The organism is Corallococcus caeni, assembly GCF_036245865.1.
Classification (GTDB): Bacteria; Myxococcota; Myxococcia; order Myxococcales; family Myxococcaceae; genus Corallococcus; species Corallococcus caeni.
Genome location: NZ_BTTW01000002.1, coordinates 345203 through 364619 on the forward strand (window position 1 = coordinate 345203; position 19417 = coordinate 364619).

The following is a 19417-nucleotide window of genomic DNA, read 5'->3' on the forward strand; positions in this document are numbered from 1 at the left end:
TCCTCGCGTGTGATTGAAGGACCGGCGGGAGGGTGTTACGGGCGCTCAAGCCATGAGCGACGCCCCCTCCCGCAAGGACCTCGACGCCACCGTCCACCTGCCGCGCACGGAGTTCCCCATGAAGGGGAACCTGGGCCAGCTCGAACCGCGCCTGCTCGCCTGGTGGCGGGAGCAGGACGTGTGGAAACAGTTGCTCGCGAAGAACGCGGGCCGTGAGCCCTTCGTGCTGGCGGACGGGCCGCCGTACGCCAACGGCCACCTGCATGCCGGGCATGCGCTCAACAAGGTGCTGAAGGACATCGTGGTGAAGTTCCGGAACCTCTCCGGGCGCCCGTGTGACTTCATCCCCGGCTGGGACACCCACGGTCTGCCCATCGAGCAGGCCGTGGAGAAGCGCCTCAAGGAACAGAAGCTGGACAAGCGCACGCTGTCGCGTGACGCGCTGTTGGAGCGCTGCCGCGAGTACGCGCTGGAGTTCGTGGACATCCAGCGCGCGGAGTTCCAGCGGCTGGGCGTCTTCGGGACGTGGGACGCGCCCTACCGGACGCTCGACTTCAGCTACGAGGCGCAGGAGGTGCGCGAGCTGGCCGCGTTCGCGCGCCGGGGCATGCTGTACCGGCGCAAGAAGCCCGTGGCGTGGTGCCTCCAGGACCAGACCGCGCTCGCGGAGGCGGAGGTGGAGTACGCGGAGCACACGTCGCCGTCCGTGTACGTGGCCTTCGACGCGGGGCCGGCGCTGCTGGACAAGCTGCCGCAGCTGAAGGGGCAGCGCGTGTCCTTCGTCATCTGGACCACGACGCCGTGGACGCTGCCGGCCAACCTGGCCATCGCCGTCAACCCCACGTTCGAATACGTCTTCTACCGGCTGGAGGACCGCGTCCTCTGCGTCGCGAAGGACCTGCTGGCGAAGGTGCTGGCGGAGGTGAAGTCGGACGAGCTCGCCGTGAAGCACGTGCAGCTCCCCACGAGCGAGGTGTCGTCTCCGGCGCTGGTGGATCCGTCCCGCATCCTCGCGTACGCGACGGGCGAGGACCTGGAGCACGTGACGTATCAGCACCCGCTCTATGAACGGCAGGGGCGCGTGGTGTTGGGCGAGCACGTCACGCTGGATGCCGGCACGGGGCTGGTGCACACGGCGCCGGGGCATGGCCAGGAGGACTACGAGGTCGGCCTGAAGTACGGCCTGGACATCTACAACCCGGTGCGCGCGGACGGGCGCTATGACGACACCGTGGGCGAGGTGCTCGCGGGCCGGCGCGTGTTCGACGCGAACCCGGCGGTGCTGGACCTGCTGGTGCAGCGGGGCGCGCTGCTCAATGACAAGTCAGACACCGTCACGCACAGCTATCCGCACTGCTGGCGTTGCCACCAGCCGGTCATCCAGGCGGCGACCTACCAGTGGTTCATCCCCATGGATGCGCCGTTCCACGGCACGCAGACGTTCCGGCAGGTGGTGCTGGAGCAGGTGGACAAGGTCCAGTGGGTGCCGTCGTGGGGACAGTCGCGGATCCGCGGCATGTTGGAAGGCCGTCCGGACTGGTGCATCAGCCGGCAGCGCAGCTGGGGCGTGCCCATTCCCATCGCGTACTGCGACGGGTGCGACGACGCGGTGGTGTCTCCGGAGGTGATGGAACGCGTGGCGGCGGCGGTGGAGAAGGAGGGCGCGGGCGTGTGGTACCGCACGCCGGTGAAGGAGTTCCTCGGGGAGGACTTCCAATGCCCGCGCTGCGGCAAGGGCGACTTCCACCGCGAGACAGACATCCTGGATGTGTGGTTCGACTCGGCGTGCATGGCGTCCGCGGTGCTGGAGAAGCGGCAGCGCGTGCCGGCGGACCTGTTCCTGGAGGGGAGTGATCAGCACCGGGGCTGGTTCCATTCCTCGCTGCTGGTGTCGGTGGGCACGCGCGACGTGGCGCCCTACAAGGCCTGCCTGACGCATGGCTTCGTGGTGGATGGCCAGGGCGAGAAGATGTCCAAGAGCCGGGGCAACACGGTGGCGCCGGACAAGGTCATCCAGCAGTACGGCGCGGAGGTGCTGCGGCTGTGGGTGGCGGCGAGCGACTACCGCAACGACGTGCGCCTGTCGGACGCCATCCTCAAGGGCCTGTCGGAGGGCTACCGGAAGATCCGCAACACGCTGCGGTACGCACTGGGCAACCTGCACGACTTCGACCCGGCGAAGGACGCGGTGGCCGCGGACGCACTGTTGCCCCTGGACCAGTGGGCGCGTGGCCGGCTGGCGCAGGTGGCCGCGCGCGTGCGTCAGGCCTACGAGGATTATGAGTTCCACCTCGTCTACGCGACGGTGGTGGACTTCTGCGCCAATGACCTGTCGGCCGTGTACTTCGACATCCTGAAGGACCGGCTCTACACGGCGAAGCAGGACGGGCCCGCGCGGCGCGGTGCGCAGACGGTGCTGCACGAAATGCTCACGGTGCTGCTGCCGCTGCTGGCGCCGGTGATGAGCTTCACGGCGGAGGAGGCGTGGCAGCACCTGCCGGGCGAGCGCGCGAAGAGCGTGTTCCTGGCGGGCTTCGCGGAGGTGAAGGCCGCGATGCCTCCGGAGCTGGAGGCTCGCTACACGAAGCTCTTCGCGGTGCGCAGCGCGGTGCAGGGTGTGCTGGAGGTGGCGCGGCGTGACAAGCGCATCGGCGCGTCGCTGGAGGCCCGCGTGGTGCTGAGCGCCACAGGCGCGGTGCGGGAGGTGCTGGAGGCACACCTCGCGGAGCTGCCCGGGCTGTTCATCGTGAGCCAGGTGGAGCTGGCGGAGGTTCCGGCTGATTCAGCGAAGGCCTTGGATGTTTCACAGACCTTCGGTGACGGCGCGGCCCTGTCCGTGGAGGTGCTGCCGGCGAAGGGCACCAAGTGCCCGCGCTGCTGGGTGTATTCCGAAGCAGTGGGGCAGGGAGACGATGTCTGTCTCAAGTGCCGCGAGGCATTGAGCTGAGTCAGGGCTGGGTGGCTTCCAGCCTGCGCAGCGTGTCCACCAGGTTCTGCATGCGTTCGTGGTGCGTGCCGGGCCAGAAGACGCGCTGGCAGCCGGGGCACTGTTGGAAGTGGCGGTGACGCTGGGCCACACCTTCCGGGATGCGGCCCTGCACTTCGTCCGGCGTCGCGGTGGACAGCGGCGCGTTGCAGGCGAGGCAGCGGGAGAAGGGCCGCATGCGCGACGTCAGGCCGTACCTTCGCACCACCTCCACCAGCTGGTGCGCGGGGTCGGTGGCTCTTGGGTAATAGCCCTGCACCACCTCCGAACGCTTCAGCAGGCCCAGGTCGCGCGTGAGCAGCACTCGCGATTCTTCGTGGGACACGCGCGCCAGCAGGTCGTCCGCGGAGTCGTTGCGCCAGAGCGTGTCGAAGCCGAGCATCCGCAGGAAGCCCGACAGACGCCCCAAGCCCACGTCCAGGATGAAGCGCGGCAGCTCCGGGAGCGGCACCGGGACGGATGCCGGAGACGCCTCCACGTGCGTGTCCGCCTCCGCCCGGTGCCCGAAGCCCACCGGCTCGCCATCCACCAACACCCCGTCCACTTCCGGATGCGGCGGCCCCAGTGACTCGATGAGGTCCTTCACCGAAGGGCTGCCTTGCAGCACGTGGGTGAACGTTCGCTCCCGGCGCTCCGGTGCGACGAAGTCGTTCAGTGCGCCATGGAACCGCACCGTGAGCTGCCGTGCCGACATCGTGGACTCCTCACGTCCTGCTGCGTTGTCGCCCGTGCTCCGCGCTGCCTTCCTCTGAATCCCAGGCTTCCCCGGCCGTGAGGGCGGCGGAACTCTCGGATTCTTGAAGGGCGGAGATGGCAATCCTCACGGGCTGTCAGGGGACAGCCTTCCTGCAAACTTCTATAATCACGCGTCAGTCGGCGCGCCGAAGCCGGTGGAACACCCCCTCGACCCCCTCGGAAGCAAGGATCCAGGTCCCTGTATGGCCATGAAGTTCCCCCCGTTCCTCCGCCCATTCGTGGCGCTGGGTTTCCTGGCGCTCGCTTGCGGCCCGGGTGACGAGCCCATCGCTCCTCCTGACTCGGGGACCTCGGCCGATGCTGGCACCCGCACCGACGCGGGTTCCTCCGTGGACGCGGGCGACACCGTGGACTCGGGCACCGCCGTGGATGCTGGATCCGACGTGGATGCCGGCTCCGACGTGGATGCCGGCTCCGACGTGGATGCTGGATCCGACGTGGATGCTGGATCCGATGATGCCGGCACCGCGGTCGACGCGGGCACGTCCGTGGATGCGGGTTCGACCGTCGACGCGGGCACTTCGACCGACGCGGGTTCCGCGACGGACGCGGGCTCTTCCACCGACGGCGGCTCCACGACGGACGCGGGCACGATTGACGGCCCGGACTCCGATGGTGGCGTCACGCAGATCCGCCTGATGGCGGCCAATCTCACCAGCGGCAACGGCCAGAGCTACGACCCGGGCCATGGCATCCGGCTCATGCAGGGCGTGGATCCCGACGTCGTGATGATCCAGGAGTTCAACTACAAGTCGAACTCCGCTGCGGACATCCGCGCCATGGTCGACACCGCCTTCGGCACGGGCTTCTCCTACTACCGCGAAGGCGGCGCGCAGATCCCCAACGGCGTCATCAGCCGCTTCCCCATCATCGAGTCCGGCGAGTGGACGGACACCCAGGTCTCCAACCGTGACTTCGCCTGGGCGCGCATCAACATCCCGGGCCCTCGCGACCTCTGGGTCGTCAGCGTGCACCTGCTCACCAGTGGCTCTGGCGTCCGCAACACGGAGGCCACCAACCTGGTGAAGTTCATCAAGGCCAACGTCCCCGAGAGCGACTACCTGGCCATCGGCGGCGACTTCAACACCGACAGCCGCTCCGAGGCGTGTCTCACCACGTTCAAGCAGGTGGTGGACACCGCGGGCCCGTACCCCGCGGACAAGAACGGCAACGGCGGCACCAATGCCGGCCGCAGCAAGCCGTATGACCACGTCCTCGTGGACGCCGACCTGCGCAAGTACCAGGTGTCCACCGTCGTCGGGAACAGCACCTTCGCCAACGGGCTCGTGCTCGACAGCCGCGTCTACACGCCCATCTCGGAGATCTCCCCTGCGCTGAACAGCGACAGCGGCGCCTCCATGATGCAGCACATGGGCGTCGTGAAGACCTACGTCACGCCCAACTTCTAGCGGGCACGCAGGCAACGCGGGCCGGTCATCGGGAAGCTCCGGTGCCCGGCCCGTGCCGTTTCAGAAGCTCCACTTGTGCTTGTTCTTCGCGATGAAGCGGCCCACCGGCGGGATGCGCGCGATGAGCGGCGTCAGCACGAACACCGCCGCCAGCCGCAGCGGCTTCACCGCCTGCGACGCAAGGTACGCCGCGCCCCACGCGCCCGCCTGCGCCCCCGTTCCCTGGGGCTGGAAGCCGGCCCGGATGGCCGCCCAGAAGCCCACGATGACCAGGCCGAAGATGAGGTAGTTCACCGCGATGGCCAGCGGGCCGTAGTCCACCAGCAGCGCCTTGAAGCGCGCCATCAGCGACGGCTTCGCCGCCGGGGTCGTGGTGGTTCCGGGTGGGGCAATGTCGGGAGCAGAGGGCTTCACGTCGGGCTCAACAGGCGCCATGGGCGCACCATGCCCGAAACACGCGGCCTCCGGGAGACAGAGGACAGGCGGGCTGGCGGGCCCCGGCCCGGGTCCGGGTTGTCAGGGCTCCCGGGGGCGCGATAGAGGTTCGGGCACCGCATGAAAGCCTCCCTCCGCCTCCTCCTCGTGGTGGTCCTCGCCGTGCTGGCGGCGGATCAGCTGACCAAGTACCTGGCCGTGTCCCGGCTGACGGAAGCGCTGGACGGACGCAGCGGCCTCTCGCGCGTCTCCGGCTTCCTGAGCGAGCAGAACCTGGACAACGACCCTCCGGTGGAGGGCGTGTTCCGCAAGAACACCCGGCCGTACCGCTTCATCGAGGACTACTGGCACTTCCGCTACGTGGAGAACCCGGGCGCGGCGTGGGGCATGTTCTCCAGCCTGCCGGACGCCGCTCGCAAGGCGTTCTTCCACGTGGTGAGCCTGGTGGCGCTGGCGTTCATCCTGGTGCTGTACCGCAAGACGGAGCCGTCGCAGAAGCTGGTGCGCGTGGCGCTGGCGCTCATCACCGGCGGCGCGCTGGGCAACTTCGTGGACCGGCTCATCCGGGGCTACGTCATCGACTTCATCGACTGGCACTGGCGCAACCAGCCGGGCATGCGCTGGCCCACGTTCAACGTGGCGGACGCGGCCATCTGCGTGGGCGTGGGGCTGATGCTGCTGGACTCCTTCCGCGTGCGCAGGCCGGAGGCCGTGGCCACGCCGCTCCCCCAGGGCAGCAGCCCGCAGCCGTGACGCGCGGGGGTGGGCTGGTATAAGCCCACTCCGTGCCGCGCAAATACGCCATCCTCCTCGCCCTCACGCTGGGCGTCATCGTCCTGGACCAGTGGACGAAGTACCTGGTCGTGCGGGACCTCACCACCCGCTTCGACGGGACCACCACCCTGTCGGAGCGGCTGGGCGCGTTCTATTCGCCCGCCGAGGAACCCGGCCGCAGGGGTCTGCACTTCCAGCCGAAGACGCACGTGGAGGTGGCGGAGAACTTCTTCCGCCTGCGCTACGCGGAGAACCCGGGCGCCGCGTGGGGCATGTTCCGCGACCTGCCCCCGAACGTGCGCGGCCCGCTCTTCCACCTGGTGAGCCTGGGCGCGGTGCTGCTCATCGTCTTCTACTTCCGGAAGCTGTCCGGCACGGACCCCGCGGAGGTGTGGGCGCTGTGGGGCCTGCCGCTGGTGCTGGGCGGCGCGCTGGGCAACTACATCGACCGCGTGGCGCGGGCCTTCGTCATCGATTTCCTGGAGGCCCATTGGTACGACAAGGCCGCGTGGCCGTCGTTCAACGTCGCGGACATGGCCATCTGCATCGGCGTGGGCATGCTCGTGGTGGATGCCTTCGTGCGCAAGGAGAAGCCCCAGGCCTCCGCCCCCGCGAAGGCCTCCTGAAAGCCTGGAGGTCCCCCCATGCTCCCCGTCCTGCTGCGCCTGTCCTTCACCACGCTGTGGATGCAGCTCTTGCTGTACGCCGCCGCGGTGGGGGTGGTGGCCTCCGTCGCCGTCAACGGCTGGAAGGGCACGCTGGGGCCGGTGGATGACAAGACGGGCAAGGAGGGGCCCGCGCCGCTCCAGGACAAGCTGCTGCGCGCGGCGGGGTTCGCGGTGGTGGGCGGCTTCCTCGCGTACTTCGGCCTGATGTACGCGCTGCCCGCGGACGCCTTCCCCGGCGGCAGGGGCGAGGGCATCCCGCTGCACACCTACGGCGTGCTCCTGGCCCTGGGCTTCGTCACCGCCGTGTCGGTGGCAGGCCGGCTGGCGCAGGACGAGTGGCGCCGCGTGAGCTTCGTGGAGGGCCGGGGGTGGGTGGACACGGAGGGGCCCCAGAAGCGCGAGCAGGTGATGGACCTGGCGTTCTGGGTGCTGGTGGGCGGGCTCGTGGGCAGCCGCGTGCTGTTCGTGCTGGTGAACTGGCAGGACTACGCGCGCGACTGGACGCAGGCCTTCTCCCTGGGCGGCGGGCTGGTGTTCTACGGCGGCCTGATTGGCGCGGGGCTGGCCGCGTTCCTCTTCGCGCGCAGGCACGGCCTGGACTTCCTGCGGCTCGCGGACGTGTGCATCCCCACGGTGTCGCTGGGGCAGTGCCTGGGGCGCCTGGGGTGCTTCTCCGCCGGGTGCTGCTGGGGCGACATGGCGGGGAGCCACTCCCGCACGGGCGTCAGCTTCCCGGGCTCCGGACTGGCCCAGGACCTGTTCGGCCGGCTGGGGGGAGCGTCCAGCCTGGCGTATGGCTCGCAGGCCGGGGATGACCGCTTCGTGGTGGAGGCCACCGGCCAGGTGCTCCACCAGGCGGCGCCGGGCGCGGTGCGCATCTCCGACTGGGTGGCCCGGCACGGCACCACGCTGCCGGTGTACCCCACGCAGCTCTTCGAGTCCGTGGGGCAGCTGGTGCTCTTCGTGGCGCTCCTGTACGCGCGCCGCTTCCGCCGCTTCCACGGGCACATCTTCGCCCTGTGGCTGATGGCCTACGCCGTCCTGCGCACCACGGTGGAGCTGTTCCGGGGCGACGTGGAGCGGGGCACCCTGCACGGCCTGCTGGAGTCGCTGGGGGCCCAGGGGCTGGCCGGGGCGGTGCCCCTGGAGGCCTGGTACAACGTGTCCACCAGCCAGTTCATCTCCCTGTGCATGTTCACCTTCGGTGCACTGCTGATGGCGCGCCACCGACCGGCGGGTGAGGCCGCTGGCCTGGGGCCCACACCGTCCGCGGCCTGAGGTTGCGAGCCGCGCCCGGGTTGAGGACACTCCCGGGACATGCCGCCGCCCGACAACGCACGGCCCGCCGCCAAAGGTGGGGGCCGGCCCGCGCAGGACGCCAGTTCCTCCAGCGAAGCCGCCCTTCACGAATGTGAGGAGCTGGAAGCGGCCATCGCGGAGCTGCGCCACAGCTACGAGCAGTACTTCATGGGCATGGAGCGCCAGGCGCCCATCCGCGCGCATGAGGACCTGAAGAAGCGGATGCTGAAGATCAAGGGGGCCTTCATCCGCAGCACGTCGGTGAAGTTCCGCGTGCAGAGCCTCCACAACAAGTTCCTCACCTACGAGCGGCTGTGGGTGCGCACGCTCCAGGAGATTGAAGCCGGCACCTACCGCCGTGACCTGGCCAAGGCCCGCCGCCGCGCCGGGGTGAAGCAGCCCGGTGTCGTCGGCGAGCGCCAGAAGGGCGTGGTGGACCTCACGGAAGAAGTCTCCGACATGGACTTCGAGGAGGTCGAGGAGCTCACCGGCCGCCGCCCCATCAACGAGCCGAAGCTCGCCGCGGAGTACCTGGCGGAGCAGGGCGCGGGCGGTACGCCCTTCCGGGGCCCCCCCGCGGTGGCGCCCGCTGCGGCGCCGCCCGCCGGGGCACCTCGGGGCACGCCCGCGGGGCTGGTGCCTCCGGCGAAGAGCATCCCGGCGGTGGCCCCCGTGAGCGGGCTGCCGTCCATCGCGCCCGTGGGCGGCACGCCGCAGAAGGGGACCCCGGCGGTGGGGACGTCGAAGCTGCCCTCGGTGACGCCGGCGGTGGCGCCGGGTGGGACTCCGGCGGCGGGACGTCCGGCGGTGCCTCCGGGCATGGCGGCCAGGGCCCCGGCTCCGGTTGCTGCCCAGCAGCCCGCGCGTCCGGCGGCTCCGGCAGCGGCGGCGCCCCGTCCCGCGACGGCGGGCCCCGGTGGCGGCATGTCCGACGACAAGCTGCGCGCGGTGTACGACGCGTACGTCACCGCGAAGCGCCGCTGCCAGGAGGACACGTCCAAGCTGTCCTACGAGTCCGTGGCCGCCACGCTGCGCAAGCAGGTGCCGGAGTTGCTCAAGCAGCACAACGCGAAGGCCGTGGAGTTCAAGGTCGTCATCAAGGACGGCAAGGCCTCGCTCAAGGCCGTGCCCAAGTAGCGGAAGGCACGGCATGAACCAGGACCTGGAGTCGCTCAAGGCGCGGGTGGCGCGCCTGTCGGTGATGATCTTCGACATCGACGGCACGCTCACCGACGGCCGCATCTTCTGGGTGCCCAACTCCGGCTGGACGCAGATGTACAGCGTGCGCGACGGCATGGGCATCAAGCGCCTCCAGGAGGCGGGCATCGAGGTGGCCGCCATCTCCGGCGGCGACAGCCTCTCCGCGCAGATGCGCATGCAGTCCCTGGGCTTGCGCCACGTGCACTTCGGCAGTCAGGACAAGGTGGCGCACTTCGAGAAGCTGCTCGGCATCCTCAACGTGTCCGCGGAGCACTGCGGCTACATGGGTGACGAAGTGGTGGACCTGCCGCTGCTCAACGCGGTGGGCTTCTCCGCCACCGTGCCCGAGGCCCCGGACGAGGTGCGCGCGCAGGTGCACTACGTGGCCCAGCGCGCCGCGGGCTTCGGCGCCGCGCGCGAGGTGTGCGAGTTCATCCTGAAGCACCGGACGCGCTCCGCGCCGTGACGTGAAGAGACGAGGGGGAAGCACCGCATGAAGAAGGGGTTGTGGTTCGTGGGGCTCCTGAGCCTCGCGGGGTGCGCGAGCACGCGTCCCGTGAAGGGCGAGGCCTTCTTTCAGTGTGTCCTCACCAAGACCGGCCGGGCGGAGGGCTGTCGGCTCAAGAAGCGCGAAGGCACCGTCAGCGACGCGCAGGTCACCGAAGCCCTCCGCAGCATCCAGTCGACCGACTACGCATTCCTCCGCCGCAACACGCCGCCGGTGGACGTGCCCTATACCTTCCGCTTCACATACCGGGATCCGCTTCCCACGGACGGCGGGACGGTGGCGGCACCCGCGCCCACGGAGCCGTGATGGCTACTTCCAGTCGCGTACCAGCGCGCCGTCCCTCCCGCTGACGGGGTCGCTTGGAGGCACCGGCACCTGCGCGATGCGCTTCACGGAATCATCATGCGTGGCGGCGTCCGGACGCTGCAGGTCCCACTGACCGTGGCCTTCGGGGTAGGCACCCACGACGAGGAAGTCGCCACTCGACTCCACGCGCTTGTGCCCGGTGCCCGCGGGCAGCACCACCACGTCACCCGTCTGCACGCTGACGACCTGTCCCGCTTCCCCGCCGAGCATCAGCTTCGCCGAGCCCTTCGCCACGCCCAGCACCTCGTGCGCGGTGGAGTGGTAGTGGTGGAAGTCGTAGACGCTGGAGCGCCACTGCGGCGGCCAGCCGTTCGCCTCGAAGCGCTGCTCGAACGCGGCGGCCACGTCTCCCTCGCGTGAAACCGCCGCGCGGTACACCAGCACCGGGAAGCGGCTGTTGGGCACCTGGCCGTCATCCTTGAACGTGAGCCGCGTGGGCATGACCCTCCCAACCTGGGACAGGCCCGGGGCGTGTGCAACGCGCGGATGCGGGGCCCTTCTGCCCCACCGTCAAACCGGCGGGACGGGAAAGATGCCCAAACGTTCGCTCCTGGAAACGCCTGCCACCCCATCGTGAGTCCGGGTTGTCGCTCCCCAGGCCCGTTCCTACCTTGCGCTGCCTGACGGCCGGTGTGCGGCCCGAGACACGAGGGAGGCGACGTGGGGATGCGGCGGATGTGGCTCGGACTGGCAGTGGCGGTGGGGCTCGCCGTGTCCACGGGATGCGGACAGTCCCCGGAGGACTCCGAAGCACGGATCGCGGCCCTGGAGGCCGAGGGCAAGCAGATGGACCAGGCCCTGGACGCGGTCGAGGACCGGCTCATGGGCAGCCAGGGCCGGCTGGCCATGTGGAACGAGCTGGGGCGGCGTCACCAGGAGGTGAGCGCCATCCAGTGCAAGGTGGCCGACGCCCACATCGCCGCCATCCTGAAGCACGAGGACAAGCAGAACCAGAAGGCGCGGGTCGTCAAGCAGCGCAACTCCATGGCCTCCGTGGACACCTCCGTGCTGACCTCCGGCAAGGGGCCCGCGCGGCAGCGCAGCAACTGAAGCGTCACGTCTAGCCGGGGAGGCGCGCGGTGCGCTCGCGCATGCGCTTCTCCACCGCGATGACGCCCCGGAGGAAGATGCCGGGCGCCAGCCGCCGCAGCCGCCAGAACCAGCGCGCGTCCGCCATGGGCAGCACGTGCGGCGCGTTCCGGTCCACCGCCTTGAGCAGCCGCTCGGCGACCCACTCCGGTCCAATCTTCGACTGGTCCACCAGCTTCACGCTCATGCGGCGCGTCTCCGGGTCGGAGTAGGGCGCGGCCGCCGAGGCGATGTTGGTGCGGAAGAACGTGGGGCACGCCACCGTGACGCCCAGCCCCAGCGGTCGCAGCTCCGCGTAGAGCGTCTCCGACAGCGCGACGACGGCCGCCTTGGACGTGTTGTACGCCGCCAGGTTCGGCGCGTACACGAGCCCCGCGGCGGACGCGATGTTGAGCACGTGTCCGGAGCCCTGCTTCTTCAGACGCGGTACGAACGCGTGACAGCCGTGGATGACGCCCCACAGGTTCACGTCCAGCACGCGCTTCCACTCCGACAACGGCAGCGTGCCCACCGCGCCGCCCGTGGCGACGCCCGCGTTGTTCACCACCAGGTCCACGCCGCCGAACGCTTCGTCCGTGGCGCGCGCCAGCGCCTCCACCGCGTCCGCGTCCGTCACGTCGCACGGGTGCACGCGCGCCTCGCCACCCAGCGCGGTGACGCGGCGGGCGGTCTCCTCCGCGCTGGCCACGTTCAGGTCCGACACCATCACCCGTGCCTGACGGGCCGCCAGGGCTTCACACAGCGCACGGCCAAGGCCACTGCCGGCGCCCGTCACCACCGCGCGAGGACGAGAGGGAAGGCTCATGGTTTCGGGACTCCTGGGGGGTGGGGGAAGAGCGTGACGCGACAGGGCTAGCACGCCCGGCGAAACGCTGGCCATGCGCCGGTGCTCGCTTTCCCTCGAATCCCGGCTCCAGACGGGCGGGCAGGCGGGCGCACGGTTCGTGACCCGGGGTCGGAAGTTGGCTAGAACCCGGGCCGTGCAACGCGCCTTGGTGGCAGCAATGGCGGTCGTGGCGGCGGGGCTCCTGGGATGCAACGACCTGGAGAACTGCGGCTCGACGCCGGTGGACATCACCCGCACCGACGGGGGCCTCTACCGTTGCGTGACGTCCGAGGACTGCCCCCGGACGTCGCGCGTCTCCGTGTGCGTGACGGACGTCTCCTCCGAGCGCGAGTGCGTGCGCTGCGACGAGACGCGCTGCGTGCGCCTCATCCCGGAGTCGTGCCAGTGAGGCGGGGGCTGTCGCGGTGGGCCTGCGTGCTCGCGGTGGGGGCGCTCGCCGTCACGGGGTGCCGCGACAAGCCGGTGGACCACATGCAGCGCGCCCGCGACGCCATCTTCGAGAAGCGTCCGGACGAGGCGCTGGTGGAGTACCGCAAGGCCTACGAGATGCTCCTGCGCGACGAGTCCCCGGAGGCGCTGGTGATGCGCGCCCGGGCGCTCAAGGGCGCGGCGGACGTGTACTGGCTGGAGCAGCGCAAGGTGAAGGAGGCGGTGAGCGTCTACCGCCAGCTCATCCAGCAGTGCCCGGAGTCCCCGGAGGCGCTGGACGCGCGCATCATCCTGGCGGAGCTGCTGCGGGTGCACTACCGCGACCTGCGCGGTTCGATTGATCAGCTCACCGCCGCGCTGCACCGCAACCCGCCGCAGAGCGCGGAGCTGCAGTACCAGGTGGCCAAGACGTACTTCGAGCTGCAGGACTATCCGCAGTGCGAGCTGGAGGCGAAGAAGCTGCCGGACCGCTTCGCCACCAGCCCCTACGTGGACGACGCGCTCTTCCTCCAGGCGCAGGCGCTGGCCATGGTGGAGGGCAAGCGGCAGGAGGCGCTGCGCACCTACGCGGACCTGCGCACGCGCTTCCCGGACTCGGAGCTGGCGCCGTACGCCCTCTTCGAGATGGGCAAGCTGCGCGCGGACGCGGGCGACAACGAGAAGGCCATCGAGACCTGGGTGGAGTGCCTGAAGACGCACCCCGACCCGGCGCTCGTGCAGGACGCCATCGCTCGGGCCCGCCGCCGTCTGGCCAACCTCACGGTGGAGGGCATTGGCAAGAAGGAGGTGGCGTTCGACCGCAGCAAGCAGGCGCGCACCTCCGTGGAAGCCATGGGCGGCAGCGCCGAGGAAGCCGCCCGCGACCGCGGCGACTGACTTCTCGCGTGGGAGACATTCACATGAACGTGCTGGTGACAGGGGCCACGGCGGGCATCGGGCAGGCCATCGCGCGCCGCTTCGTGAAGGAGGGTGCGCGCGTCATCGCCACCGGGCGGCGGAGCGACCGGCTGGAGGCGCTCCAGGCGGAGCTGGGCGAGCGGCTCCTGCCGGTGACGCTGGACGTGACGGACAAGGCGGCGGTGAAGGCCGTGTTCGCTTCGCTGCCGGCGGACTTCGCCCAGGTGGACGTGCTGGTGAACAACGCGGGGCTGGCGCTGGGGCTGGAGCCCGCGCAGTCGGCGCGGCTGGAGGACTGGGACGTGGTGGTGGACACCAACGTGAAGGGCCTCCTGTACTGCACGCGCGAAGCGCTCACGGGCATGGTGGCGCGCGACCGGGGGCACGTCATCAACATCGGCTCCATCGCGGGCGAGTTCCCGTACCCGGGCGGCAACGTGTACGGCGCGACGAAGGCGTTCGTGCATCAGTTCACGCTCAACCTGCGCGCGGACCTGCACGGCACCGCGGTGCGCGTGACGGACATCCAGCCGGGCCTGCTGGGCGGCACGGAGTTCTCCAACGTGCGCTTCCGCGGCGACGACGCGAAGGCCGCCGCGCTCTACGACCGGACCCAGCCGCTCACGCCCGACGACGTCGCGGACACGGTGTACTGGGTGGCCACGCGGCCCGCGCACGTGAACATCAACGTCATCTCCATGATGCCGGTGGTGCAGGCCTTCGGCCCGCTGCTGGTGAAGCGCGGCGGCTGAGCAGCCCGGCACGGTGGCGATGATGCCAGCGTGAGTGCAAGGCCTCGCCGCGATGCTGGTGGCGCGCGGGGCGCCTCAGCCCGGCACGGGCAACGCGGCTTCGAGGAGCGGCGCGGGTACCGACGGGTCGTCCGCGTCCGCCACCAGCAGCACGTGGACGCGGCCGCCCTCCACGCGCGCGTCCACGCCCTCCAGCTTCACGGGCACGTCCACCGCGTCCAGGTACACGGGCGTGCCGTCCGGCGCGAGCACGCCCACCGCCGACCCCGCCACGGGCCCATCCGCCACGCGGTCACGCGAGGCCTCCGCCGTGGCGGTGAACACCACGCGCCCGTCCGGTAGCGGCGACGCGTCCGTGAAGGACAGCCGGACGCCATTGGCCTCGCCCAGCTCCCAGCGGCGCACGGTGCGCACCGCCTCCGGCCCCATCACGCCCGCGTCCAGGCTGGCCAGCACGCGGTCCAGGTCCAGGTCCACCAGCGCGTCCACGCCGCCTTCACCGTTGCCCCGGTTGAGCAGCCGCAGCCGCTTGCCCGCCACCGCCGCGCCCTCCACGTTGAGCGCCACCAGCTCGCGCTCCAACTGCACGTAGAGCGACGTGCAGTCCACCGTGCGAGGCTCACCCGCGAGCGTCCCATCCGCGTTCAAGGGCAGCACCGACGCCCGGCGCCGCGCGGGCGTGGACCCCGAGGGCAGCGCCAGCAGCGCCCCGTGCGTGAACGACGCGGACGGGCCCAGCCGGCACAGCGCCTCCAGGTCCGGCTTGGCCGCCTTGCGCGCCGCGTGCGCGTCCGGGAGCTCCCCGGCGAAGAGGCGCACGGTGTGGCCCGGTGCGTCTCCCACCGCGGGGAACACGGCCAGATGGAGCGCGTCGTCCGCGACGACGTAGAGCCAGTCCCCCGCGCGCACCAGGCCGCTGGCGGCGGAGACGTGCGCGGGGCGGCCCGGGGCTTCGGGCGCCGCGAGGGTGAGGGTGCGGCGGCGGGTGGTGGGAATCATGGGGCCTCGAGCGTCGCCGACTACAGCAGCGTGCCGCGCAGGAAGAGGCTGGCCGCCGTGAAGTAGATGACGAGTCCGGACACGTCCACCAGCGTGGCCACGAAGGGCGCGGACGCGCTCGCGGGGTCGAAGCCCACGCGCCGCAGGATGAACGGCAGCATGGAGCCGGACAGCGTGCCGAACATCACCACGCCCACCAGCGACACGCCCACCGTCATGCCGATGAGCAGCGCGTGCTCGCCGTAGCTGTGGAACAGCCCCTGCCACACCATCACGCGCGTGAAGCCCACCAGGCCCAGCACCCCGCCCAGCGCCAGGCCCGTGGTCAGCTCCCGCCGCGCCACGCGCCACCAGTCCTTCAGCCGCATCTCCGACAGCGCCAGCGACCGGATGATGAGCGTGGTGGCCTGGCTGCCGGAGTTGCCGCCGGAGCTGATGATGAGCGGGATGAAGAGGCTCAGCACGACGGCGCGGGCAATCTCGTGCTCGAAGTAGCCCATGGCCGTGGCGGTGAGCATCTCCCCCAGGAAGAGCACCATCAGCCAGCCGGCGCGCTTCTTGAGCATCGCCATGAAGCCCACGTCGAAGTAGGGCGCGTCCAGGGCCTCCATACCGCCGACCTTCTGGATGTCCTCCGTGGCCTCCTCCTGGACGACGTCCACGATGTCGTCCACCGTCACGATGCCCTTCATGCGCCGCTGTTCGTCCACCACGGGCATGGCCATGAAGCTGTGCTCGGAGAAGGTGCGGCTCACCGCCTCCTGGTCCGTGTTCTCCGCCACGGTGATGACGTCGCGAATCATCACGTCCGCCACGCGCTTGTCCGGCGCGGCCTGGAAGAGCTGGCGCAGGGACAGCACGCCCTGCAGCCGCTGCTCCGCGTCCAGCACGTACGCGTAGTAGACGGTCTCCACCTTCTCGCGCGCCTGCTTGCGCAGGTAGCCGATGGCCTCGTCGATGCTCATGTCCGGGCGCACGCGGGCGAAGCGCGGGTTCATGAGGCCACCCGCGTCGTCCTCCGAGTACGCCAGCAGGACGTTCACCTCGCGGCGGCTGGCGTCGTCCAGCTGCGACAGGATGGCGTCCACCTGCTCCGGCTCCACGGCCTGGACCAGGTCGGCCAGGTCGTCCGGGGGGAGCAGCCGGACCCAGGTGCGGCGCTCGCCGGGGGGGAGGCTGAGGATGAGCTCGCCCTGTTCGCGCGCGGTGAGGCCCAGGAAGAAGTCGTCCGCCACCGCCGGGGGTAGCAGCCGGAAGCCCTCCAGGCGCTCGTCCGCGGACAGCACCGCCCAGGCCTCGTGGAGCTCGTCGGGGGACAACGCGTTCTGGCTCTGGGGACTCTCCACCATGACGACGGCCTCGGAAGAAGGGGGGGAGGGTGCGCGCCTCGCTGCATCGCGCGCGGGCCTCTCTACACCCCTGCCGGGGGCGCGGCGAGCGGAAGGCGCGAAACATCGCGCTTAAGTCGCGTCCGCCTGCCTGGTCCGTTCATCCGTCCCCAGAGTCCACCGGGGGCCTGGGCCTGCCTGCCCATGCGGCCCGTGCTGGTGGGTGGGGCGGCCGGGTGGGTCAGGGCTTCTGCTGGATGAGCTCCACCTTGTAGCCGTCCGGGTCCTCCACGAAGGCGATGACGGTGGTGCCGTGCTTCATGGGGCCGGGCTCGCGGACGACCTTGCCGCCGGCCTGGCGGATGGCATTGGCGGTGGCGTGGATGTCGCTGACGCCCAGGGCGATGTGGCCGTAGGCGGAGCCCAGCTCGTACTTCGCCGTGTCCCAGTTGTGGGTGAGCTCCAGCGCGGGGTGGGTGTCCTCGGGGCCGTAGCCGACGAAGGCGAGGGTGAACCGGCCGTCCGGGTAGTCCTGGCGGCGCAGCAGCGTCATGCCGAGCACGCGGGTGTAGAAGTCGAGCGACTTCTCCAGGTCGCCGACCCGGAGCATGGTGTGGAGGATGCGCATGCGGTGGCTATAACCGCGGCGCCGTGTAGGTGCGGTGGCTAAAGCGCGCCGCCCGGCCGGGGTAGGGGCCGGGTGTTCGCATCGAAGCAGGCCGTGGCGGTGCCCGTGAACGCGGCGATGAATTCTTTGCGCAATGCCTTGTCGGAGGTGAAGACCCTCATCCAAATGGACCAGTATCCGAGCGCGGTTGCCTGCCGGATGACCTGTCGCCTCATGTGAGGCGTGTCGCAAGCTGCGAGATCCGCTTTGGCTTCCTGTGCTCTCGCCCAGGCCTCCCGCCGGTGGAGCCATCTGCGGTCGCTGGCCTTGGGATTATTGGGAGGAATTTTGTCTAGGCCCGTGAGTCGCAAGGTTCGCATGGCACGTTGCCGCTCCTTGACTCCAAGCCTTGGTGCTGGTGTTACAATGCCATTGGCAGTGTGGACAAAGGCTCTGGCTGTGTTGTCGCGGTCGGGCCAATAGTAATTGGCAAGGCGGATCTTTTTGTCGCCCTTTGTGCTGTTGCAGTTTACGCAGGCGAGTAGGAAATTATGCCAATCTCGAATTAGTCTGGGGTGATGCTTCTTGGGAAGCATGTGTTCCACTGCTAGGTTTGCGTTGATTCTGCTTTCGCAGAACGAGCAGTATTCTCCCAGGCAAGCGATAAGAGCGCCCCGGGCTCTGGTGTACTCTGAGAAGGTTCGGCGCTTGCCTTTGCTGTCTACCGGCCAAGGGCCGCGTTCTACTGGCCTCATGAGTCATCACCAGGCAGACGAGCCTTCCCTCGCTGCATTTCTAGGAAGGCATGGTAAGCAACGTCATCGCTAAAGGGCGCTGACAGAGCGTCTAGTTGTTCCTTGAGTCGCTTGAGTTCTGGCCCCTTCGTCTTCTTCGCTTTCTGGAGTGCTGCGTAGTACTTCCGGGCCGCTTCCATCATTTCTTGATGTCGATGGCTGCGCTGCGGGACTTTGACGCCCATTACTTCTTCAGTGATGTCTTCAATGCTTCGGCTAGGCAGTGCCTCACGATTCTGATCGTCTAGGTTGATGAGTTCATTTTCGCGCAATGACTGGATGATAAAAGGGGAGTGAGTTGTGGCTACGAATTGCATCTCAGGAAAGGCTTTGCGGAGGTCATCGACCACTTCTCGTTGCCATCGCGGATGAAGATGTAGATCCAGTTCGTCGATCAAGACGATGCCTGGAGTCTGAGCCGGGGCTCGATCTCTTAAGTGAGGATTAAGGGTTGCGGCTCTGTATGCGATGTCGCCAACCATTGCGAGCATGCTCCTGGCGCCATCGCTCAGCATTTCAAAGGGGAGTTGCACGCCCTTTTTCTGGGCGACCAGAGTTCCCAGCCGAAGATCATAGCGAACATCTGTCCAGCCACGCATGCATTGGCGCAACGCGCGTTTGACGGCACTAAGGGTTCCAAGTGGCTGCCCCTGCTGCAGCTGGATCATCTCCATTGTCTTGAACCAGGAAACAAAACCTTTGTGGTCGGAAGAGGGGTCGAGGCAACCGTGATAACCGCGAAGGCGGGAACCAGGCTTGAGGACACGAGCTCCATCTGAGACGACAGAGCGGCGCGCGCGACGTTGCAACCAAAGGCGCCCAGTACCGTAGTAAGAGACAAGTGGAAGAACGATGTCCTTTCCTGCGCGAACTTCGTCGTTCCAAAAGTTCGCGATCTGGGAGACTTCGCTCGCCCGCCCATGGGTGGTGTGCTTGTGACGGCCCTCTAGGGTTCGTGCCCAGTCGCAGGTGTATCCCTCTACTGTTCCCCGACAGACCACTTCAGTCGGGTAGATGGACTCTAGGGTGGGGACCTCACTGCGGGTATGCATCACTTGCCGCACATCATCGCGATGGATGCCAGGCGGTGAGGGGCCGTCGAGCCCTAGGAAAATAGCCCCAGCCGCGATGGCGAGCGCATCAAGTATCGCGGTCTTTCCAGTCCCGTTGTCGCCGATCAGGACATTGAATGAGGGGGAGAAATCGAAGGTGCGGGACGCAAACCCGCGAAAATTCTTGACTTCGATGTGCTCGATCTTCATCCGCGCTCCTGC

The 19417-nt window shown here is 69.1% G+C and carries 21 protein-coding genes; 12 read left to right on the forward strand and 9 right to left on the reverse strand.

Features of this window, described 5'->3' with window-relative positions; all coding sequences use genetic code 11:
* The first annotated feature begins 52 nt into the window (after nt 1-52).
* Complete coding sequence (ileS, locus tag AABA78_RS09480; protein WP_338262658.1) at nt 53-2947, forward strand: isoleucine--tRNA ligase; 2895 nt, start codon at nt 53-55, stop codon at nt 2945-2947.
* A 1-nt stretch (nt 2948) separates the two neighbouring features.
* Here the strand turns inward: ileS and AABA78_RS09485 are convergent, their stop codons facing one another.
* On the reverse strand, nt 2949-3680 hold the full coding sequence (locus AABA78_RS09485; RefSeq protein WP_338262659.1) for a Mut7-C RNAse domain-containing protein: 732 nt from the start codon (nt 3678-3680) through the stop codon (nt 2949-2951).
* A gap of 244 nt (nt 3681-3924) precedes the next feature.
* On the opposite strand from AABA78_RS09485, the gene AABA78_RS09490 reads away from it, so the two are divergent.
* On the forward strand, nt 3925-5151 hold the full coding sequence (locus tag AABA78_RS09490; RefSeq protein ID WP_338262660.1) for an endonuclease/exonuclease/phosphatase family protein: 1227 nt from the start codon (nt 3925-3927) through the stop codon (nt 5149-5151).
* A 60-nt stretch (nt 5152-5211) separates the two neighbouring features.
* Here the strand turns inward: AABA78_RS09490 and AABA78_RS09495 are convergent, their stop codons facing one another.
* Nucleotides 5212-5586: a hypothetical protein gene (locus AABA78_RS09495; protein ID WP_171414467.1), complete on the reverse strand. Its 375-nt coding sequence runs from the start codon at nt 5584-5586 to the stop codon at nt 5212-5214.
* Between the two features lie 120 nt (nt 5587-5706).
* On the opposite strand from AABA78_RS09495, the gene lspA (AABA78_RS09500) reads away from it, so the two are divergent.
* Genes lspA (AABA78_RS09500) through AABA78_RS09525 form a run of 6 tightly spaced genes read left to right on the forward strand, consistent with a single transcriptional unit; the run spans nt 5707 to nt 10341 of the window.
* Nucleotides 5707-6339, forward strand: a complete 633-nt coding sequence (gene lspA / locus AABA78_RS09500) for a signal peptidase II (protein WP_338262661.1) — start codon at nt 5707-5709, stop codon at nt 6337-6339.
* A 32-nt stretch (nt 6340-6371) separates the two neighbouring features.
* On the forward strand, nt 6372-6986 hold the full coding sequence (lspA, locus tag AABA78_RS09505; RefSeq protein WP_338262662.1) for a signal peptidase II: 615 nt from the start codon (nt 6372-6374) through the stop codon (nt 6984-6986).
* 18 nt (nt 6987-7004) lie between these two features.
* Nucleotides 7005-8306, forward strand: coding sequence for a prolipoprotein diacylglyceryl transferase (locus AABA78_RS09510; RefSeq protein ID WP_338262663.1), 1302 nt, complete (start codon nt 7005-7007; stop codon nt 8304-8306).
* Between the two features lie 39 nt (nt 8307-8345).
* Nucleotides 8346-9464, forward strand: a complete 1119-nt coding sequence (locus AABA78_RS09515; protein ID WP_338262664.1) for an MXAN_5187 C-terminal domain-containing protein — start codon at nt 8346-8348, stop codon at nt 9462-9464.
* A gap of 13 nt (nt 9465-9477) precedes the next feature.
* Nucleotides 9478-9993, forward strand: coding sequence for a KdsC family phosphatase (locus AABA78_RS09520; RefSeq protein ID WP_338262665.1), 516 nt, complete (start codon nt 9478-9480; stop codon nt 9991-9993).
* 27 nt (nt 9994-10020) lie between these two features.
* Nucleotides 10021-10341 (forward strand): hypothetical protein, encoded by a 321-nt coding sequence (locus AABA78_RS09525; protein ID WP_338262666.1) that lies wholly within the window; start codon nt 10021-10023, stop codon nt 10339-10341.
* Nucleotides 10342-10344: 3 nt separating this feature from the next.
* On the opposite strand, the gene AABA78_RS09530 is transcribed toward AABA78_RS09525, so the two are convergent.
* On the reverse strand, nt 10345-10842 hold the full coding sequence (locus AABA78_RS09530; protein ID WP_338262667.1) for a cupin domain-containing protein: 498 nt from the start codon (nt 10840-10842) through the stop codon (nt 10345-10347).
* Nucleotides 10843-11076: 234 nt separating this feature from the next.
* Here AABA78_RS09530 and AABA78_RS09535 point away from each other — a divergent pair, with 234 nt between their 5' ends.
* The gene (locus AABA78_RS09535; protein ID WP_338262669.1) at nt 11077-11451 is read left to right on the forward strand and encodes a hypothetical protein; all 375 of its coding nucleotides are present in this window, start codon (nt 11077-11079) and stop codon (nt 11449-11451) included.
* 10 nt (nt 11452-11461) lie between these two features.
* On the opposite strand, the gene AABA78_RS09540 is transcribed toward AABA78_RS09535, so the two are convergent.
* On the reverse strand, nt 11462-12295 hold the full coding sequence (locus AABA78_RS09540; protein WP_338262670.1) for an SDR family NAD(P)-dependent oxidoreductase: 834 nt from the start codon (nt 12293-12295) through the stop codon (nt 11462-11464).
* Between the two features lie 199 nt (nt 12296-12494).
* Here AABA78_RS09540 and AABA78_RS09545 point away from each other — a divergent pair, with 199 nt between their 5' ends.
* Genes AABA78_RS09545 through AABA78_RS09555 form a run of 3 tightly spaced genes read left to right on the forward strand, consistent with a single transcriptional unit; the run spans nt 12495 to nt 14415 of the window.
* Nucleotides 12495-12725 (forward strand): hypothetical protein, encoded by a 231-nt coding sequence (locus AABA78_RS09545; RefSeq protein WP_171414448.1) that lies wholly within the window; start codon nt 12495-12497, stop codon nt 12723-12725.
* Nucleotides 12722-13642 (forward strand): tetratricopeptide repeat protein, encoded by a 921-nt coding sequence (locus tag AABA78_RS09550; RefSeq protein WP_338262671.1) that lies wholly within the window; start codon nt 12722-12724, stop codon nt 13640-13642. The genes AABA78_RS09545 and AABA78_RS09550 overlap by 4 nt, the downstream gene beginning before the upstream one ends.
* Before the next feature lie 23 nt (nt 13643-13665).
* The gene (locus tag AABA78_RS09555) at nt 13666-14415 is read left to right on the forward strand and encodes an SDR family NAD(P)-dependent oxidoreductase (protein WP_338262672.1); all 750 of its coding nucleotides are present in this window, start codon (nt 13666-13668) and stop codon (nt 14413-14415) included.
* Between the two features lie 75 nt (nt 14416-14490).
* On the opposite strand, the gene AABA78_RS09560 is transcribed toward AABA78_RS09555, so the two are convergent.
* From AABA78_RS09560 to AABA78_RS09580, 5 genes are all read right to left on the reverse strand, one after another.
* A complete protein-coding gene (locus tag AABA78_RS09560) occupies nt 14491-15414 on the reverse strand; it encodes a DUF6929 family protein (protein ID WP_338262673.1) in 924 nt (307 codons plus the stop codon).
* A 20-nt stretch (nt 15415-15434) separates the two neighbouring features.
* On the reverse strand, nt 15435-16763 hold the full coding sequence (gene mgtE, locus AABA78_RS09565) for a magnesium transporter (RefSeq protein WP_338262674.1): 1329 nt from the start codon (nt 16761-16763) through the stop codon (nt 15435-15437).
* 220 nt (nt 16764-16983) lie between these two features.
* A complete protein-coding gene (gene gloA / locus AABA78_RS09570) occupies nt 16984-17370 on the reverse strand; it encodes a lactoylglutathione lyase (protein WP_143906143.1) in 387 nt (128 codons plus the stop codon).
* Between the two features lie 38 nt (nt 17371-17408).
* Nucleotides 17409-18104 carry an HNH endonuclease gene (locus AABA78_RS09575; RefSeq protein ID WP_338262676.1) on the reverse strand — a complete coding sequence of 232 codons (696 nt, stop codon included), beginning with the start codon at nt 18102-18104 and terminating at the stop codon, nt 17409-17411.
* The gene (locus AABA78_RS09580) at nt 18101-19405 is read right to left on the reverse strand and encodes an AAA family ATPase (protein WP_338262677.1); all 1305 of its coding nucleotides are present in this window, start codon (nt 19403-19405) and stop codon (nt 18101-18103) included. Before AABA78_RS09580 ends, AABA78_RS09575 begins: the two co-directional genes overlap by 4 nt.
* Between the last annotated feature and the right edge of the window lie 12 nt (nt 19406-19417).

Excerpts from the sequence above, each read along its gene's own strand:
- ileS (WP_338262658.1), top strand. The coding sequence starts at position 53 with ATGAGCGACGCCCCCTCCCGCAAGGACCTCGACGCCACCGTCCACCTG.
- AABA78_RS09485 (WP_338262659.1), bottom strand. The coding sequence starts at position 3,680 with ATGTCGGCACGGCAGCTCACGGTGCGGTTCCATGGCGCACTGAACGAC.
- AABA78_RS09490 (WP_338262660.1), top strand. The coding sequence starts at position 3,925 with ATGGCCATGAAGTTCCCCCCGTTCCTCCGCCCATTCGTGGCGCTGGGT.
- AABA78_RS09495 (WP_171414467.1), bottom strand. The coding sequence starts at position 5,586 with ATGGCGCCTGTTGAGCCCGACGTGAAGCCCTCTGCTCCCGACATTGCC.
- lspA (WP_338262661.1), top strand. The coding sequence starts at position 5,707 with ATGAAAGCCTCCCTCCGCCTCCTCCTCGTGGTGGTCCTCGCCGTGCTG.
- AABA78_RS09510 (WP_338262663.1), top strand. The coding sequence starts at position 7,005 with ATGCTCCCCGTCCTGCTGCGCCTGTCCTTCACCACGCTGTGGATGCAG.
- AABA78_RS09515 (WP_338262664.1), top strand. The coding sequence starts at position 8,346 with ATGCCGCCGCCCGACAACGCACGGCCCGCCGCCAAAGGTGGGGGCCGG.
- AABA78_RS09520 (WP_338262665.1), top strand. The coding sequence starts at position 9,478 with ATGAACCAGGACCTGGAGTCGCTCAAGGCGCGGGTGGCGCGCCTGTCG.
- AABA78_RS09525 (WP_338262666.1), top strand. The coding sequence starts at position 10,021 with ATGAAGAAGGGGTTGTGGTTCGTGGGGCTCCTGAGCCTCGCGGGGTGC.
- AABA78_RS09530 (WP_338262667.1), bottom strand. The coding sequence starts at position 10,842 with ATGCCCACGCGGCTCACGTTCAAGGATGACGGCCAGGTGCCCAACAGC.
- AABA78_RS09535 (WP_338262669.1), top strand. The coding sequence starts at position 11,077 with ATGTGGCTCGGACTGGCAGTGGCGGTGGGGCTCGCCGTGTCCACGGGA.
- AABA78_RS09540 (WP_338262670.1), bottom strand. The coding sequence starts at position 12,295 with ATGAGCCTTCCCTCTCGTCCTCGCGCGGTGGTGACGGGCGCCGGCAGT.
- AABA78_RS09545 (WP_171414448.1), top strand. The coding sequence starts at position 12,495 with ATGGCGGTCGTGGCGGCGGGGCTCCTGGGATGCAACGACCTGGAGAAC.
- AABA78_RS09555 (WP_338262672.1), top strand. The coding sequence starts at position 13,666 with ATGAACGTGCTGGTGACAGGGGCCACGGCGGGCATCGGGCAGGCCATC.
- AABA78_RS09560 (WP_338262673.1), bottom strand. The coding sequence starts at position 15,414 with ATGATTCCCACCACCCGCCGCCGCACCCTCACCCTCGCGGCGCCCGAA.
- mgtE (WP_338262674.1), bottom strand. The coding sequence starts at position 16,763 with ATGGTGGAGAGTCCCCAGAGCCAGAACGCGTTGTCCCCCGACGAGCTC.
- gloA (WP_143906143.1), bottom strand. The coding sequence starts at position 17,370 with ATGCGCATCCTCCACACCATGCTCCGGGTCGGCGACCTGGAGAAGTCG.
- AABA78_RS09575 (WP_338262676.1), bottom strand. The coding sequence starts at position 18,104 with ATGAGGCCAGTAGAACGCGGCCCTTGGCCGGTAGACAGCAAAGGCAAG.
- AABA78_RS09580 (WP_338262677.1), bottom strand. The coding sequence starts at position 19,405 with ATGAAGATCGAGCACATCGAAGTCAAGAATTTTCGCGGGTTTGCGTCC.